This window comes from Streptomyces sp. SDr-06 (assembly GCF_003324565.1).
GTDB lineage: Bacteria > Actinomycetota > Actinomycetes > Streptomycetales > Streptomycetaceae > Streptomyces.
On sequence record NZ_QOLA01000006.1, the window covers coordinates 353532 to 369638 of the forward strand.

General features: G+C 70.7%; 18 protein-coding genes. 11 read left to right on the forward strand and 7 right to left on the reverse strand.

The window, feature by feature from the left end:
• The first annotated feature begins 130 nt into the window (after positions 1-130).
• Entirely contained in the window at positions 131-1495 is a 1365-nt protein-coding gene (locus DT019_RS16530) for a hypothetical protein (protein WP_223279583.1), read from the forward strand.
• 91 nt (positions 1496-1586) lie between these two features.
• On the opposite strand, the gene DT019_RS16535 is transcribed toward DT019_RS16530, so the two are convergent.
• The gene (locus tag DT019_RS16535; RefSeq protein ID WP_114037553.1) at positions 1587-2153 is read right to left on the reverse strand and encodes a hypothetical protein; all 567 of its coding nucleotides are present in this window, start codon (positions 2151-2153) and stop codon (positions 1587-1589) included.
• Between the two features lie 296 nt (positions 2154-2449).
• Between DT019_RS16535 and DT019_RS16540 the strand changes: the two genes are divergently transcribed.
• From DT019_RS16540 to DT019_RS39160, 5 genes are all read left to right on the forward strand, one after another.
• Positions 2450-3139, forward strand: coding sequence for a hypothetical protein (locus DT019_RS16540; protein ID WP_114037616.1), 690 nt, complete (start codon positions 2450-2452; stop codon positions 3137-3139).
• Positions 3140-3355: 216 nt separating this feature from the next.
• Positions 3356-4873, forward strand: a complete 1518-nt coding sequence (locus DT019_RS16545; RefSeq protein ID WP_114037554.1) for an FAD-dependent oxidoreductase — start codon at positions 3356-3358, stop codon at positions 4871-4873.
• On the forward strand, positions 4870-5247 hold the full coding sequence (locus DT019_RS40240) for an SGNH/GDSL hydrolase family protein (RefSeq protein WP_223279584.1): 378 nt from the start codon (positions 4870-4872) through the stop codon (positions 5245-5247). The genes DT019_RS16545 and DT019_RS40240 overlap by 4 nt, the downstream gene beginning before the upstream one ends.
• Before the next feature lie 41 nt (positions 5248-5288).
• Complete coding sequence (locus DT019_RS40245) at positions 5289-5531, forward strand: hypothetical protein (RefSeq protein WP_223279585.1); 243 nt, start codon at positions 5289-5291, stop codon at positions 5529-5531.
• A 248-nt stretch (positions 5532-5779) separates the two neighbouring features.
• Positions 5780-6301, forward strand: a complete 522-nt coding sequence (locus tag DT019_RS39160; protein ID WP_147267320.1) for a hypothetical protein — start codon at positions 5780-5782, stop codon at positions 6299-6301.
• 184 nt (positions 6302-6485) lie between these two features.
• On the opposite strand, the gene DT019_RS16560 is transcribed toward DT019_RS39160, so the two are convergent.
• Positions 6486-6710 (reverse strand): hypothetical protein, encoded by a 225-nt coding sequence (locus DT019_RS16560; RefSeq protein ID WP_114037556.1) that lies wholly within the window; start codon positions 6708-6710, stop codon positions 6486-6488.
• A 613-nt stretch (positions 6711-7323) separates the two neighbouring features.
• On the opposite strand from DT019_RS16560, the gene DT019_RS16565 reads away from it, so the two are divergent.
• The gene (locus DT019_RS16565) at positions 7324-8820 is read left to right on the forward strand and encodes an IMP dehydrogenase (protein ID WP_114037557.1); all 1497 of its coding nucleotides are present in this window, start codon (positions 7324-7326) and stop codon (positions 8818-8820) included.
• A gap of 79 nt (positions 8821-8899) precedes the next feature.
• Here DT019_RS16565 and DT019_RS16570 read toward each other — a convergent pair whose 3' ends face one another.
• On the reverse strand, positions 8900-9850 hold the full coding sequence (locus tag DT019_RS16570) for an SDR family NAD(P)-dependent oxidoreductase (RefSeq protein ID WP_189389642.1): 951 nt from the start codon (positions 9848-9850) through the stop codon (positions 8900-8902).
• 200 nt (positions 9851-10050) lie between these two features.
• Entirely contained in the window at positions 10051-10695 is a 645-nt protein-coding gene (locus tag DT019_RS16575) for a dihydrofolate reductase family protein (RefSeq protein WP_114037558.1), read from the reverse strand.
• Positions 10696-10891: 196 nt separating this feature from the next.
• On the opposite strand from DT019_RS16575, the gene DT019_RS16580 reads away from it, so the two are divergent.
• Positions 10892-11437, forward strand: a complete 546-nt coding sequence (locus tag DT019_RS16580) for a dihydrofolate reductase family protein (RefSeq protein ID WP_114037559.1) — start codon at positions 10892-10894, stop codon at positions 11435-11437.
• A 198-nt stretch (positions 11438-11635) separates the two neighbouring features.
• Positions 11636-12403, forward strand: a complete 768-nt coding sequence (locus DT019_RS16585) for a dienelactone hydrolase family protein (protein WP_411292713.1) — start codon at positions 11636-11638, stop codon at positions 12401-12403.
• A gap of 17 nt (positions 12404-12420) precedes the next feature.
• Here the strand turns inward: DT019_RS16585 and DT019_RS16590 are convergent, their stop codons facing one another.
• The 3 genes from DT019_RS16590 to DT019_RS40255 form a co-directional block, all read right to left on the reverse strand.
• Positions 12421-13812: a mycothione reductase gene (locus DT019_RS16590; protein WP_114037560.1), complete on the reverse strand. Its 1392-nt coding sequence runs from the start codon at positions 13810-13812 to the stop codon at positions 12421-12423.
• 93 nt (positions 13813-13905) lie between these two features.
• Positions 13906-14103: a hypothetical protein gene (locus DT019_RS40250; RefSeq protein WP_223279586.1), complete on the reverse strand. Its 198-nt coding sequence runs from the start codon at positions 14101-14103 to the stop codon at positions 13906-13908.
• Complete coding sequence (locus DT019_RS40255; RefSeq protein WP_223279587.1) at positions 14091-14552, reverse strand: hypothetical protein; 462 nt, start codon at positions 14550-14552, stop codon at positions 14091-14093. Before DT019_RS40255 ends, DT019_RS40250 begins: the two co-directional genes overlap by 13 nt.
• A 330-nt stretch (positions 14553-14882) precedes the next feature.
• Here DT019_RS40255 and DT019_RS16600 point away from each other — a divergent pair, with 330 nt between their 5' ends.
• Positions 14883-15419 (forward strand): cysteine hydrolase family protein, encoded by a 537-nt coding sequence (locus DT019_RS16600; protein ID WP_114037561.1) that lies wholly within the window; start codon positions 14883-14885, stop codon positions 15417-15419.
• A 98-nt stretch (positions 15420-15517) separates the two neighbouring features.
• Positions 15518-16075 (forward strand): hemerythrin domain-containing protein, encoded by a 558-nt coding sequence (locus DT019_RS16605; RefSeq protein ID WP_114037562.1) that lies wholly within the window; start codon positions 15518-15520, stop codon positions 16073-16075.
• Positions 16076-16107 lie beyond the last annotated feature (32 nt).

Here is a 16107-nt window from a genome sequence, read left to right on the forward strand (position 1 = left end):
CGGACCATGTGGGCCGTGAATCCCTTCTCATGGCCGACCGGCCGGAGTGTGATGTGCGTCTCGCATGTCAACCCGGCGCCCGCTCCCGGGCGTAGACGTGTCAAAGGACCGACCATGCGAGGAGCCGTTGTTGACCGAGGAGAAGTTCGCCGTCCGCCACACCCACTCGGTCCGCCGGCCCACCGGACAGCCGATCGCCGCCATCGTCCGACCCCGGACGCAGCTGACCGCCGACCAGGAAAGACCCATGAACGCCTCGACCCCCACGGCCGTCAGCCCCCGTCGAATACCGGCGCGAGCCCAACCCGATGCTCCCCATACCTCGCCCCCGTCGCCCGAGGTTCCCGGCAGCCGTCTGCGGAGGCAGGGCTCCTCGCCGCGCACAGTCTGGAACGCGACGTGGCCCGCGCTGGCGATCTACGGTGCGTCCGCCGTCCTCCACCTCGTCCTGCTGGCGGTCATGAGCCCAGCGGACGGTCCGGGCGTCCACGCCAAGCTGCTCTCGTGGGACGGCAGTCTCTACCGGGACATCGCCCAGGACGGCTACCCCGACAGCTTCGCCCACACCCCCAGCGGCGAACTGACCGGCAACAACCTGGCCTTCTTTCCCGCCTATCCGGCTCTCATCCGCATCGTCCACACCCTGACGGGACTCGGCTACGACACCGCCGCCATAGTCGCCGCCCACCTCTCGATGATCGCCGCGCTGGTAGCCGTGCACCACCTCCTGTGCCGGACCCACGACCGCCGGACGGCCACCGTCGCCGCCGTCCTGCTGGCCTGCGCCCAACCCATGGCCCTGGCCTTCTTCATGGCTTACAGCGAGTCCCTGTTCCTGGCGCTGGCCGCCGCCACGCTGCTGGCGGCACACCGTGAGGCATGGCTCACCGCCGGGTTCCTCGCCCTGCTCGCCGGGCTGACCCGGCCCGCCGCCGCGGCCGTGGCCCTAGCCCTGGGCGTGGCCGTCCTGCTGCACCTCGTGCGCGAACGCCGCCTGCTCTGGCGGCCGATCACCGCCGTCGCCCTGGCCTGTGCCGGAACCCCTGCCTACCTGGCGTGGGTCGGACAGCGCCTCCACCAGCCGAACGCCTGGTTCGCGATACAGCAAGCCGGCTGGGACACCCGCTGGGACAACGGCAGGGCGTTCTGGGACTTCCTCGGCGACACCTTCACCGACGCCGACGGCTGGGTCCCCGTCAGCACCGCGGTCCTGCTTCTCGCCCTCATCGTCGCCACCGCCCTCGCCTGGCGGCGCGGCACCTGGCCGCCGCTCCTGGTCTACGGCACCGGGATCCTCGTGCTCACCCTCGCCCAGAGCAACTACTACCACTGCAAACTGCGCCTGGTGGTCCCCGCTCTGGTCTTCCTCATCCCCCTCGCCCGGGCACTCGGCCGCACTCATGCGCGTACCGCGGCCATCGTCTTGTCGGCCGCCTCGCTGTTCGGCTGCTGGTACGGCGCCTACATGCTCACCACCTGGCACTACGCCATCTGACCATCCCGGTCCCCGCGGCCGCGGGGCAGGTCGGAGCGGAGGGCACCCGGCGGCCCGGTGGGTGTACGGGCCGCGGGGCGTCCTCGATGGGTCAGCTCAGGCCGACGGCGGCCAGCGCCGTGGTCCAGTCGGAGGCGATCGCGCTGCGGGCGGCGTCGAGGGTGACCTGGTGGTTGCAGACCGCCGTCTTGAGCTTGTTCTCGACGGTGTCCTTGTTGCCCGCGGTCTTGCCGCCGGTGCTGTACCGCGGCTCGGGCCACAGGTTCTTCGGGTCGCGCGGCGCACCGCCCAGCTCCAGCGGAACGAGGTGGTCCTCCTCGTAGTCGGCCGTGCTGGTGTCGCTGTAGCCGTACGCGGCGATCTGCTGGACCTTCAGCGGGTTGGTGTAGCTGGTGGGCGGGCGCACCGTCGACGTCCAGCCCGACACACAGATCGTCGAACCGATCGTGGACTGGGTCACGGAAGGGTTGTACGCGCCGGGCTGGCAGACCGGGTCGGGCAGCGGCAGGAACGACTGCGAACAGGACGACGTGACGCCCGCCGGGGCGGCGGAAACGACGGCGGGGGCGGCGTGGGCGCTGCCCGTGCCGAGGAACAGAGCGCCGGAGGCGAGGGTGAACGCGCCCAGGGTGGGGGCGATTCGGCGTATCGCGGACATGTGGGGGTCTCCGTCGAATTCAGGCCCGGCCGGGATCCGCCGGGCGACTGACGGCATGACACCACCCCCGGGGTCTATGCGAGTAGAACCGTGAGGTAAACAGTGAGCGACCTGCGCGATCCTTGCCTGCCCTTGGGACAGGCATGACCGGAGCTTCAAGCCATTTTGGTGGTACCGGTCCCTGCCATCCCTCGTTCGAGCCAACTCCCCCACACGAAAGGCGACTTGACGACATTATGGGTAGAAACGCTGCGACATCGCCCAGCACCGCCGCCCAGCCGGGAGCCGCCGTGACCATGCGCCGTTGTCCGAGTCTCGCCACCACCGCCATCGCCACCTGCCTGATCGCCGCCGCCCTCACCAGCTGCTCCGGCGGCAAGGGCGCCTCCGACACCAAGCACCCCAAAACACCCGCCGCGAGCCAATCCGCCGGCGCCACTTCCGCGCCACCGGCGCCCGGTGCGCCGGGCGCCCTGGCATACGGTCCTGGACCGCAGGCCAAGTACACGGTGGCGGCCCAGCCATCGCCCGGGACGTGCCACTACCGCTACACCGCCGACAAGCAGCCCCTGCCGGACCCGAAGTGCACCCCGGGGGCCCTCAACCCGAAGGTCACCCAGGAGAACCTGGCCTCCACGGTCTGCAAGTCCGGTTACACCGGCACCATCCGGCCGCCCGTGTCCGTCACCGGCCCCGAGAAGACCGCGAACGCCCGCTCGTACGACTACACCGGTGCCTTGGGCGACGGCGAGTACGACCACCTCGTCTCGCTCGTCCTCGGCGGCGACCCGGACGACCCCCGCAACCTGTGGGTAGAACCGCCGTCGCCCGACCACAAGCCCGGGGGCGGCCCCAACAACCCCAAGGACACCGTCGAATCGAAGCTGTCCAAGGCCGTGTGCTCCGGAAAGGTGCAGCTGAAAGCCGCCCAGAGCGCCATCGCCACCGACTGGACCACCGCACTGGCCAAGCTCGGCATCTCCTGAGCGGCCCGTCTCAACCGGCTCGATCTGGGAGCCGGCGGCCCTGTAGCGGTATTGAGACTGCCCACGCGACCGACAAGACCCACGCCCCGCAGGCGGGGGTCTTGTCGGTCGCGTGTCGGTGGTGCGCTGCCGCTGTCGGCCGGATGTCGGTGGCATGCGGCACCTTGGGAGAGGTCCGGCCGGGTGATCCGGCCGGGGTTAGGGAAGGGACCTCTCTTGTTTGACGTAGCGATCGCGGGCGCCGGCCCGGTCGGTCTGTTCCTCGCCTGTGAGCTCGGCCTCGCGGGCTGCTCTGTCCTGGTGCTCGAACGGGAGCCGGACGCCCACTCCCCGTTCAAGGCGAAACCCCTCGGCCTGCGGGGCCTGTCCAACGCTTCGGTCGAGGCGTTCTACCGCCGCGGGATGCTGCGCGAGCTGCTGACGGCGTCGGGCGCCCCCGAGTTACCCGCCGCGGACACCGAGGCGCACGAGCCGTCGCCCCCGCGCGCGGTGGGCCACTTCGCGGGCATGGTGCTCGACCCGGCCCAGCTCGACACGGCCGCCCTGGCGTACCGGCTGCCCAGCCCGGTGCCGGGGAGCATGCCCACCTACCTCGACGCGGTCGAGCGCGTGCTGTCCGAACGGGCCGACAAGCTCGGCGTCGAGATCAGGCGCGGCGCCGCCGTCTCGGCCGTCACGCAGGACGCTGAGAGCGTGACCCTGAGGGCTGGCGAGCACGAGTACACGGCGCGCTGGGCGGTGGGCTGCGACGGTGGACGCAGCGCCGTGCGCAAGGCCGCGGGATTCGCGTTCGTCGGCACCGAACCGCAGTTCACCGGGTACGCCCTGCACGCCACCCTCGCCGATCCCGAGAAGCTGAGCCCCGGGTTCAACCTGACGCCGACGGGCCTGGTCCTCCAGCCCTCGGAAGGGCACCTGGCCATGACGGACTTCGACGGCGGAGCCTTCGACCGCTCGCGGGAGCCGACCCGCGAGCATCTCCAGGCAGTCCTGCGCCGGGTGTCCGGCACGGACGTGATGCTGAGCGAGGTCCATCGCGTCTCGACCTTCACCGACCGGGCGATGCAGACGACGACGTATGGGCGAGGACGCGTGCTGCTCGCGGGCGACGCCGCCCACATCCACTCACCCCTCGGCGGCCAGGGCCTCAACACCGGTATCGGCGACGCCATGAACCTGGGGTGGAAGCTCGCGGCCACCGTGCACGGCCGTGCGCCGGACGGCCTTCTCGACACGTACACCAGCGAGCGCCATCCGGTCGGCGCGCGGGTGCTCGACTGGTCACGCGCCCAAGTGGCGGCCATGCGGCCGGACCCGCATTCCCAGGCACTCCAGGCGGTGGTGCGCGACCTGCTCGGGACCCGGGACGGAACGACCTACGTGTTCCAGCGGCTGTCAGGTGCCTCGATCCGCTACGACCTGGGCAGCGACCATCCCCTGATGGGCCGCAGCGCACCGGACTTCCGCTTCGAGGACGGCACACGCCTCGGCGACCTGATGGGGGACGGACAGGGCGTGCTGCTCGATTTCAGCGCCGACCAACGTTTGCAAGGTCCAGCGCGCGGTTTTGCGAACCGCATCCGCTACGCGGCGGGCGCCGCAAGGAACGACCTCGGACTCACCGCCGTCCTGGTCCGGCCCGACGGCACGGTGATCTGGGCAGGCGAACACGCCCCTGATGCCGAGGCGTTCGAGCAGGCCGCCACCTACTGGTTCGGGGCCCCGCGCGCATGACCATCACTGTCCGACCGGGAAGCACCGTGTTGTTCACCGGCGACTCGATCACCGACTGCCGGCGACGGGAGAGCGAGGGCGGCCTCGGGCTCGGCTATCCGCTGAGGATCGCGGGCAAATGGGGCCCGCACCACCTGGACCGCCCCGTCACCTGGCTCAACACCGCGATCGCGGGCCACAAGGTGATGGATCTGGAAGCCCGTTGGAAAACCGACGTACTCGTCGTGCGCCCCGATGTGCTGTCGATCCTGGTCGGCGTCAACGACATGGGCCGGCACATCATGGACCCCGACGGCTACGTGATTCCCACCGAGACTTCGCGGCCGGGTACGACCGGCTCCTCGCGCCTCTGGCCGCGGCAGGCACCCAGCTGATCCTCATCGAGCCGTTCCTCCTCCCGATCAGTGGCACCGTCATGGCGGGCGACACACCCGTGGACGAGGAGGTCCGCAAGGAATGGCGGGCCGATCTCGACCCGAAGATCCAGGTCGTCCGCGAGCTCGCACACACCTATGGGGCGCATCTGCTCGCCGCGGACGGCATGTTCGCCTCGCTCGCCGCGCGCACCGGGGCGGCGCACTGGTCTACGGACGGCGTACACCCGACACCGGCCGGCCACGCCGCACTCGGGGCGGCCTGGCTGCGCCTGGTCGCCTGACCCGGCCCCCGACACAGACCCGGCCCCCCTGCCCGAGGAACCCCACCTCGCGGACTGCACGGCCATCCTCAGCCGGTGACCGCGCAGTCCGCGACCGTCCGCGGCTGGTTTCGCTGCTCTGTATCAGGATGCGGCGACTGCACATGACACAGGTACCAGCGGCGACATGCTCAACTGCCTTATGGGCCTTGTGATTTGACGTACCGGCCGGTTAGCCTCACCTTTCGGCAGAGTGACGGGGCGAGACCATGGTCGATACGCCGACGGGCAGCGGCGGGGACGGCAAGTGGCTGATAGGGGCCGTCGGCACTGCGCTGGCTGTCGCCGCCTTCTTCGGCATACACAACTTCTCGGAGCTCAGGGACTGGGCCAACGGCACCAGCCACACGGGCAGCACGTCGCAGCCGGCCCCCTCCGCCTCGGCGACGGCCAGCTGCTCCACCATCTCGATCTTCTGCGGCAAAGTGTATTTCTCTCAGGTAGGAATGCCCCAGTTCGAAGGGCCGTGCAACAGCAGTGGCAACGGCGGATGTCCCGTGTCCCGCGTCGTCACCAACAAAGGCACCGAGACCGGCGGGGCAACGGTGGAGTTTGTCCTCTCCAAGCAGGGCGACGCGTCCGCAACCGGGTCGACTGGAAGCGTCGGAAGCTGCACAGCGATCGTCCCATCGACCCCCAAGGGCGGCTCGGTGACCGCTAGGTGCACTATCAACACCTCGTACAAGGGCGGCGTTACGTTGCGCAGCACCGTCAACAATCCCACTGGTTGACCACCTGTCCCCGACGCCCGAGTCGGTCACTCCAACCCCCGCCGCAGCGCTGCCCGTTGCGTCGGCTCCGAGCGTCGATCCTGCGGCCGTCCAGCGGGTGACCTAGGCGGAGCAGGCCGCGCAGCGCACGGCGGCCGAGCAAAGCCGCCATCCTGCGGCAGGGGCCCGGCCTGGCCGATCCCGTTTACGGGCCACTGTTGCCAGCTCCTCCAAGGAGTCCGAGCGCGGTGAGAACGGTGACGGAGAGCGTCATCCAGAGAATGAATGCGCCCCCGCCGTAGAGCACTGAGCCCGCGATGCTCGTTCCGGTCGCACAACTCAGCACGCCGGCGACCACGGCGACAAGGCTGGAAGACACCAGCGCCAGGAGAAGGAAGAGCACCTGCGCGGCGAAGGGGGAGAGTTTCACCGGTCCGAATCCCTTTCGAAAGGGTGGCCGAACCGATGGCAGGGGTCACCTCAGCTCGGCCACATGGATGTGGCCTTACTGAGGCTTTGGACGCATCAAAGCGCTCGTTACTACAACTCGCCGCCGGTGCCCCCTTGCGTCCACCGATCGGGGGAGCTCCGCCAGGAAGGCCTCTTGGGACGGTCCTCGTTGCCGTCGCCCTGCCTGACTTCCGCGTGCGAGACACCCCGCCTCGCATGCACGAGCGTAGCGCTCTCAACCTCGTGATCGCCATGGCCAGTTCCGATGGTTCCGATAGTGAGGTGCTCTCTGGCAGCTCCCGCATACCGCGCCTTGTTCTGTGAGGGCACCTCGCCAGCGACGCGTCCCCGCGACGGTCGGTACGGCCCGATCCTCCCCGTCCCCGTGACGGACGCCGATTCGTACAACGGCGGCGCAGTCGCTAAGGTGCCAGGTCACGACCGCTCCCCGTTCGATCCACGGGCCGGTCAGGGCTCTGCCGCGGTGGTGGCACCTCCACGACCGCTGTGCCGACCTCTGCCTGCCCGGCCCGGGACACCGGGGCGGTCTCACGGCGGGGCAGTGGGCCCGGCCGACGGGTCAGGAGGAACGAGTGGCACAGCTCATCGCCGAGGTCTCACGGACGTTCAACGAGTTTCTGCTGCTGCCGAACCGAACCAGGACCGACTGCTCGCCCGCGACGGTCGAACTGCGCACGCCCCTGGTGCGGCACCTCGTGGGCGAGCCGTCGGCGATCGAGCTGCAGACCCCGTTCACGTCCGCCATCATGCAGGCGGTCAGCACACCGGAACTCGCGATCGCGCTCGCCCGCAACGGCGGGCTGAGCTTCCTGCACCACAACCAGCCGATCCAGGACCAGGTCGCCGCGGTCCGCCAAGTGAAGAACTTCAAGGCCGGTTTCGTCACCAGTGACACGAACGTCCGGCCCGACGACAGCCTGGGCGCCCTGGTCGACGTCATGCGTCGCACGGGCCACAGCACCGCCGCGGTCACCCATGACGGAACCGCCACGGGCCGCCTGCTTGGCCTCGTGACCTCCCGCGACTTCCACCCGCAGCGCCACGGCCTGGACGGGCCGGTCAGCGGCCGGATGACCGCCGTCACCGAACTGGCCCACGCGGGACCCGACATCACGCTGTCGGAGGCCAACGCACGGCTGTGGGACGAGCGGTTGGACTGCCTCCCGGTGCTGGATGGCGAGGGACACCTGCAGCATCTGGTGTTCCGTTCCGACTACACCGACAACAAGCGCTTCCCGCACCAGCTCGTGGACGCCGCCAAGCGCCTGCGGGTGGGTGCGGGCATCAACACCCACGACTACGAGGAGCGCGTCCCGGCCCTGCTGGCGGCGGGCGTGGACGCGCTGTGCTTCGACTCGTCCGACGGGTACAGCGACTGGCAGGCGCAAGCCCTGAGTTGGGTGAAGAAGCACCATCCCGAGATCCCCGTCGGCGGGGGCAACGTGGTCGACGGCGAGGCGTTCACCTTCCTCGCCGAGGCGGGAGCCGATTTCGTCAAGGTCGGTGTGGGCGGCGGCTCCATCTGCATCACCCGCGACCAGAAGGGCATCGGCCGCGGCCAGGCCAGTGCCGTGCTCGACGTCGCGGCGGCCCGCGACGCCTTCCGCGAACGCACCGGCGAGTACGTGCCGATCTGCTCCGACGGCGGGCTCGTGCACGACTACCACGTGGCGCTGGCACTGGCGATGGGGGCCGACTTCGTCATGATGGGCCGCTACTTCGCCCGCTTCGACCAGGCGGCCGGCGCCAAGCTGCCCACCCGCGACGGCTTCGTGAAGGAGTACTGGGGCGAGGGCTCGAACCGGGCCCGCAACTGGCAGCGCTACGGCCAGGGCGGTCAGGGGCTGGTCTTCGAGGAGGGCGTGGACGGCTACGTGCCCTATGCGGGAGACCTCGACGAAGGGCTGGCCCTCACCGTCACCAAGCTCAAGACCACCATGGTCTCCTGCGGTTCCGCCAGCCTGGCGGAGTTCCAGTCCACGGCCCGCCTGACGCTCGTCTCGGACCAGAGCTTCCAGGAGAGCCACGCCAACGTCACCCTGCGGGACACCCCGGCGACGGCCACCTGACGCCCGCCGGGGTCCGCGGGCGAGGGGGTTGCCGCACCCGGCGACGGCCCCCTCCCACCCGGGCGAGAGGTGCCCGTCCCTAGTGGAAGCCCAGCTGCGGATCGGTTCCGGTCAGTTCGACACCTGCGGCCCACAGCCGCTCGGCGACCACGGGGTCGGCCATGTGCGCGTGAACGGGCTCCCGCCGCGGCGCGCCGCGCAGGCCGAAGACCCGGGGCCCCCACAGGTCCCCACCCCGCACCTGCGGGTCGAGCACAGCACGGACGATGGGCCATGCCCCGGCGTCCTTGCCCTGGATCACCAGCCCGGCGGGCAGGGCACGCAACCGGTCGCCGGGGGTGGTCACATGGACCGGTGGGCGTGAGGGGGTCAGCGCGTCCAGCGCGCCGCCGGGGTGGGCCACCACGCTGATCACCGTGCTGCCGACGGCACGCAGGCGGCGGTCGAGCTCGAAGCCGAAGGACATCTGGGCGAGCTTGGACCGGCCGTAGGTCTGCTTGGGCCGGTAGTCCCGGGTGGACTGCAGATCGTCCAGGTCCAGCCGTTCGGAGCGCGCCGCGAAGCTCCCCACCGTCACGACGCGCCCCGCCGGTGCCGCCGACAGCAGCGGGGCCAGCCATCGGGTGAGCGCGAAGTGCCCGAGGTGGTTGGTGGCGAACATCAGCTCATGTCCGCCCCCGGTCTCCCGGCGCGGGGGATCGTCGAGCGCGACCCCGGCGTTGTGGACCACCGCGTCCAGATGGCCGAGCCCCAGTCCGTCCACGGCCGCCTTCAGGGACGTCAGGTCGGCGAGGTCCAGGGGGAGGTGGCGCAGCCGCGCCCCGGGGACCCGGGAGCGGATCGACGCCATGGCGGCGTCGGCCTTCGATCCGTCCCGGCTCCCCAGGACGACCAGGGCGCCGGTGGCGGCCAGCTGCTCTGCGACGAAGTAGCCGATCCCGGCGTTGCCGCCGGTGACCAGGATGTTCTGGTCACCGGCGGACGGCAGCCGGTGGACGTCCCACGGTCGGATCTGGGATACGGAAGACACGGCGAAGGGCTCCTTGTGCTCGGGCGGTGCGCTCACGAGGAGCACCGGCCCGCTCAAGGTCGCAGGCCCGACCGACAGGTCGTCGACAGGACGCCGACAGATCTCGGTCACCGCCGACAGCTTCCGCCGGGCAGCCCCGACGCCGGGCCGCGGGACCGGTCGGGAGGCCGCTGGAGAGCGGCGTTCCGACCGGCCCACCTTCACTTCCGCCAGAACAAGTGGTGCGTCACGCCGCTCGGGCTGGGCACGACCTCCAGGTGGAACCGGTCGAGCAGATCGTCGGGCGACTCCCACAGCCGCACACCGGTTCCGAGTTTCACCGGCGACACGACCACGTGCAGGGTGTCGACGAGGTCGGTGTCGAGGAACTGGCGGATCGTGCTGGCACCGCCGCCCAGGCGGACGTCCTTGCCTTGCGCCGCCTCCTTGGCTTGCCCGAGGACGGTGGCCGGGTCGCCGTCGACGAAGTGGAAGGTGGTGTCGGACAGCGTGAACGAAGGGCGCGGGTGGTGGGTCATGACGAACACCGGCGTGTGGAACGGAGGCTCCTCCCCCCACCAGCCCCGCCAGTCGTGGTCCTGCCAGGGCCCGCGCTGCGGCCCGAACTTGTTGCGGCCCATGATTTCCGCACCGATGTTGCGGGCGAAGTCCCGCGTGAAGTAGTCGTCCAGGCCCCGGCTCCCGCCGGGATCCGTGCGCATGGGCCAGCTCGCCGTCGCCCCGGCCCAGGAGAACAGCCTTCCGGGATCGGCGTGGCCGAAGGGGTTCTCCAAGGTCTGGTCCTCACCGGCGCCGAACCCGTCCTGCGAGACGGTGAAGTTCTGCACTCTTACCAACTGAGCCACACGATCCTCCTGAGCCGCTGTCAACACTGATGCAGACCGGCACAGCCGCGGAAACTCATCGCTGCTCACGGTCGCGATACACAGGGATTCGATCGCCTCCGATGAGTCCGCGCACGCCGGGCGGTCTATTCGGTAGGCCGGGCCGAGGAGAGCGCACATCAGGCGTTCCACAGGGGCGGGCCAGAGGGAGAATCCGATGGGCAAGGTGCTGTGGCATGTGACGATGTCGCTGGACGGATACGTGGCCGGTCCCGACCATGCGATGGACTGGATGTCGGGAGTGCGGGTGGACCCGGCCATCCCCGAGGAATCCATCACGGGGCTGGGCGCTGTCCTCGGCGGGCGCCGCGGGTACGACGCCGTCGCCGAACGCCACCCGGGCCGGGCCGGGCGCCAGCCGTACGGCGGGGCGTGGAGCGGCCCGGTCTTCGTGCTGACGCACCATCCCGAGGACGCGATTCCCGATCCCGGCATCACGTTCCTGAACTGCGAGGTGGCCGAGGCGGTCGGGATCGGGCTGGCCGCCGCGGGAGGCAAGAACCTGGAGATCCACGGTCAGGACATCGCCCGGCAGTGCGTCGAGCAGGACCTGATCGACGAGTTCTACGTCCATGTCGCGCCCGTCATGCTCGGCACGGGGGTGCGGCTGTTCGACTGCCCCGGCATCGATCCCGTCCGCTGGGCCCTGGTCCACGACGGGGACCCCGCACAGGCCGTGAGTCTGCGCTACCAGCGGCCCTGACCCCGAAGTCCCGCTGCTCTTGCGGCAGTTGAGGCTCCCGGCACTCCGGCTGGCGATGACTTGTCTGGTGCTCCAACGGGGCGGGGCCGGGGCCGGTGGCGGCTTGACCGCGCTGACCGCGGGGGTGATGGTAGTGATCGCCAGGTTGATCTCCGGATGGCCAGCCGCCCGCTCGACGCCGCGCCCTGGCCCCGGCCCATGGAAGGAAGATCCGCCATTCTCAGCAAGACGTTCCTCATCCCCACCCCCGACGGCCAGGCCGACGCTTTCGCCGCCTTTCCCGACGACGGCGAGCGGCACCCGGCGGTGCTGCTGTACATGGACGCCTTCGGCGTGCGGCCCGTGCTTGAGGAGATGGCGCGCGAGCTGGCCGGGCACGGGTACTACGTGCTCGTGCCCAACCTCTTCTACCGGCACGGACCCGCGCCGGTCGTCGAACTCCCCGAGCACATCGGCCAGGAGGACCGGCCCGCACTGTTCGCGCAGTTGATGCCGCTGATCAACGCGCACACCCCGGAGCACGCGCTGCGCGACGCCGACGCCTACCTCCAGTTCCTCACCACCCGGCCCGAGGTCGCGGCCGGCCCGGTCGCGGTGGTCGGCTACTGCATGGGGGCGGCGCTCGCGCTGCGGACCGCGGCGGCGCACCCCGACCAGGTGGCCGCCGTCGCCGGATTCCACCCCGGCCCCCTGGTCACCGACGCACCCGACAGCCCGCACCTCCTGGCTCCCCGCCTGAAGGCGCAGATCCACCTCGGTCTCGCCGAGAAGGACATGACGCCCGAGGCCGTCTCCGAACTCGGCCGGGCCCTGGACACCGCGGGTGTCAGCCACACCTGCGAGGTCTACCCCGGCGCCGTGCACGGCTTCACGATGGCCGACACCGACGCCTTCAACTCCGCCGCGTTGCGACGCCATTGGGACCGGCTGCTCCCCCTCCTCGACCGCACGCTGGCCACGGGCTGAGGAGGCTCCGGGCCCGGTCAGCTCGGCGCAGGCTCTCCCGGCGGCGTGTCAAGGTCGCGCAGCGCGTTTTCTACGACCTCCGTGAGGGCCGGGTGGATCCACAGGGGCTTCTCCGCCAGCTCCCGCGCGGTCATCCTGAAGGTCAGGGCGAGGACGAGGGGCTGGACCAGGGTGGCGGCCTGCGGGCCGAGCAGGTGGGCGCCGAGCAGGCGGCCGGTGCCCCGGTCGGCGAGGACCTTGCAGAAGCCCTCCGTCTCCTCCAGGGCCCAGCCGTAGGCCACGTCCGCGTAGTGGTGCACCGCGACGACGTAGTCGAGACCCTGGTCGCGGGCCTCCTGCTCGGTGAGGCCGACCTGGGCGATCTGGGGTCGGGTGAACACGGCGGAGGGGACCGCCTCGTAGCTCATCGTCCGCTCCCGGCCCGGGTGCAGGAGATTGTGCGCGACCACCTCGGCCTCGCGGTTGGCGACGTGTTTGAGAGGCTGCGGGCTGGACACGTCGCCCAGCGCCCATACGCCCTCGGCGCTGGTGCGCAACTGCGCGTCGACGCTGATCCGCCCGTCCTCGCCCGTGTCGACGCCGCCCCGGTCCAGGTCGAGCAGGTCGCTGTTGGGGCGGCGGCCGACGGCCACCAGCAGGGCCTCGGTTCGCAGTTCGGTGCCGTCGTCCAGCGTGACCAGGAGATCGCCGGGCTCGCCGGACAGCCCGGTCACCTCACGCCCGAGGCGCAGGTCCCAGTGGGCGCGCATCGCGTCGGTGAAGGCCTTGGAGATCGACTCGTCCTGCTGGCCGAGTAGCCGGTCCTGCTGTTCGACGAGGGTCACCTCGCTGCCCGCGGAGTGGAAGACGTGCGCCAGTTCCGCTGCGACGTATCCACCGCCGACCACGACCAGGCGGCCGGGCGGGGTGGTGACGCGCATGATCGTGTCGGAAGTCTCGTAGGGCAGTCCGGAGTCGGCGATCACCGGCGGGACGACGGGCCGGCCGCCGGCGGCGAGGACGACCCGGTCGGCGTAGAGGTCCACCGGCCCCGTTCCGGTCTCGACGCGCAGCCGCCGGTCCCCCGTGAAGCGGGCCCGCCCGCGGTACACGGTGATGTGGTCCGAGGCGCGCCGGTCCTGTTCGCCCTCCTCGGAGGTGCTGTCGAGGCGGCCGAAAACACGGTCGTGGACGGCGGGCCAGTGGATCCGCCGCAGCTCGGCGTCCACGTTGTGCCGCGCTGCCTCACCGACCGCGTCGGCGACGTCGGCGGTCGCGGCGAGCATCTTGCTCGGGATGCAGCCGGCGTTCAGGCAGGTTCCCCCGAAGGGCCCCTCCGCGACGATGGCGACGTCCAGGTGGGCAAAGCGGTCGTCGATGAGGGCGTTGCCCGACCCCGCTCCGAGAACGATCAGGTCATGAGAGCGCATAGCGGCAACGTATCCGCTTCGTGGTGATTCATTCTCTTTGGATGGTGCCCGGACCTGTCGGCCCCAGACCCCGGCGGCCTGCCCGCCCCCTCGTCAGCCCAGCAGCCGGAGCACCGCCTCCTCGATGGGGCCCTGCGTGGACGGGTGCCCGTAGTCCGCGCCCGCGCCCAAGCCGCCCAGCTGGGTCGCCATGGTGCGCCCCTGGTCGTACAGCTCGATGACGCGCGGGTCGGTGGAGGAAGCGCTGCACACGGCGGGCATGTGGCCGAGGTAGTGGCTCACTTCGCGCACCACCCGCACCACGGCCCGGTGCCGGGCCGTCCCGGAGCGCCGTGCGACGGGTTCGGACACCGCGAGCCCGACCGCCGCCAGCACCGTGGCGTGCCACGTCCTGAAGCCTTGGCGGTGATCTCGACGCCCGACAGGCCGCGCAGCGCGTCGTTGAGGTCCGCCCCGTGGACCTCGTGCGAGCACACGGTCCTTGCCGAGGCCGCCGGCGGCGAGCTGCCGGGACACCCGGCGGCACAGCAGGGCGCCTGGGCCACCTCGCGTACGTGTGCGTGCTTGGCCGCGTCCTGGCGGGCCCGGAACTCCTCGTGGCAGAGGTACTGCCGCCGCCCCGCGTCGTCCGTGCCGACCGCCTGGAGATGCCCGTTGGGGCCAGGGCAGATCCATTCGTCCGTCCAGGCCAGCGGGACGGCGAGCGCGCGCAGGCGCCGCAGTTCGTCCGGGTCGTCCACAGCCCTTCCCCCGCGGTCGAGGTAACGGAAACCACTGCCGTGACGCACCCGGCGCAACCCGGGACGGTGGGGGTCGCTGGTCCTCGACCGCACGAGCACTCCTCGAACGCGGTCGCGTGCGCCCGCACGCCGAGTTCGTGATGGGCCGTCAGGTCACCCGGTACCGCTCGCCGTTCCGCCGGCCGTCGGCGATCCGACCCCTCGCCACGGTGGACGGCACGTCACCCCGGCGTCGACCGGCCGCGCCGATCACCCGCTCCGCACGACGAACTCCGCCCCGTCAGGGCATGCCGTGTCCGGATCCGAAGGACGGCGACGCAGGATGGGCCCATGGGAAAGACGGCTCTCATCGTCATCGACATGATCAACACCTACGACCACGAGGACGCGGAGCTGCTGCTGCCCTCGGTGGAGGCAGTCCTGCCGACCGTGGCGGAGCTACTCGCCCGTGCGCGCCGAAGCGATGTCCCCGTCATCTACGCCAACGACAACTTCGGCGAGTGGCGCTCGCACCACGGCGAGATCGTCGAGACGGCGCTGCGCGGGCCGCACGCCGATCTGGTTCGGCCCGTCGCGCCCGACAAGGCGTCCTTGTTCGTCGTCAAGGCACGCCACTCGATCTTCTACGAGACACCGCTCGGCTATCTGCTGAGCCAGCAGAAGGTCGACCACGTGGTGCTGTGCGGTCAGGTCACCGAGCAGTGCGTGCTGTACTCGGCGCTCGACGCCCACATCCGGCACCTGGAGGTGACCGTGCCCAGCGACGCCGTCGCGCACATCCACGAGGACCTCGCGGCGGCGGCCCTGCGCATGATGGAGCGCAACATGGGGGCGCACATCCCGGTCGCCGCCGACCTCCGCTTCTGAGCCCGGCGTCCGGTTAGGGACCCGGGCGAGCGGGCACCCGGGGGCCGGCCGGACACACACCGGCCGCCGAAATCGAAGCCACGGAAGCGAGGTACGTCATGGGCCATGGCGGAGATGTGATCGCGGAGCTGACGGCCGACCACCGGGAGGTCGACGACCTGTTCGCCGAGATCGAGAAGGCCCCCGCCGGCAGCGACGAACGCAAGAAGCTCGCCGACCGGCTCACGATCGAACTGGTCCGGCACTCCGTCGCGGAGGAGGAACACCTCTATCCCGCGGTACGGGAACACCTCCCCCAGGGCGACGCGATCGCGGACAAGGAGCTGACCGACCACTCCAAGGTGGAGCAGCTCCTCAAGCAGCTCGAACACCGCGACGCCGACGCCCACGACTTCGACAAGATCGTGGCCGAGCTCAGGTTCGAGGTCACCTCGCATGTGCACGACGAGGAGACGAACCTGTTCGTGAAGCTCCGCCAAACCTGCTCGGCCGAGCGCATGGAGGAGCTGGGCGACAAGATCCGCTCGGCGAAGAAGGCGGCACCGACCCGCCCCCACCCCGGCGCGCCGAACACGCCCCCGCTCAACAAGCTCCTGGCCCCCGGGACCGGGTTCGTGGACCGCGTACGCGACCACGTCACCGGCCGCGGCAAGTAACCGGCCGCTCCGCACGAGGCGCGTCCGCGCTC

Coding starts and splice junctions, on each gene's coding strand:
- DT019_RS40240 (WP_223279584.1), top strand. CDS start 4,870: ATGACCATCACTGTCCGACCGGGAAGCACCGTGTTGTTCACCGGCGAC.
- DT019_RS16590 (WP_114037560.1), bottom strand. CDS start 13,812: ATGCGCTCTCATGACCTGATCGTTCTCGGAGCGGGGTCGGGCAACGCC.
- DT019_RS16585 (WP_411292713.1), top strand. CDS start 11,636: ATGGAAGGAAGATCCGCCATTCTCAGCAAGACGTTCCTCATCCCCACC.
- DT019_RS39160 (WP_147267320.1), top strand. CDS start 5,780: ATGGTCGATACGCCGACGGGCAGCGGCGGGGACGGCAAGTGGCTGATA.
- DT019_RS16540 (WP_114037616.1), top strand. CDS start 2,450: ATGCGCCGTTGTCCGAGTCTCGCCACCACCGCCATCGCCACCTGCCTG.
- DT019_RS16580 (WP_114037559.1), top strand. CDS start 10,892: ATGGGCAAGGTGCTGTGGCATGTGACGATGTCGCTGGACGGATACGTG.
- DT019_RS16535 (WP_114037553.1), bottom strand. CDS start 2,153: ATGTCCGCGATACGCCGAATCGCCCCCACCCTGGGCGCGTTCACCCTC.
- DT019_RS16605 (WP_114037562.1), top strand. CDS start 15,518: ATGGGCCATGGCGGAGATGTGATCGCGGAGCTGACGGCCGACCACCGG.
- DT019_RS16600 (WP_114037561.1), top strand. CDS start 14,883: ATGGGAAAGACGGCTCTCATCGTCATCGACATGATCAACACCTACGAC.
- DT019_RS40245 (WP_223279585.1), top strand. CDS start 5,289: ATGGCGGGCGACACACCCGTGGACGAGGAGGTCCGCAAGGAATGGCGG.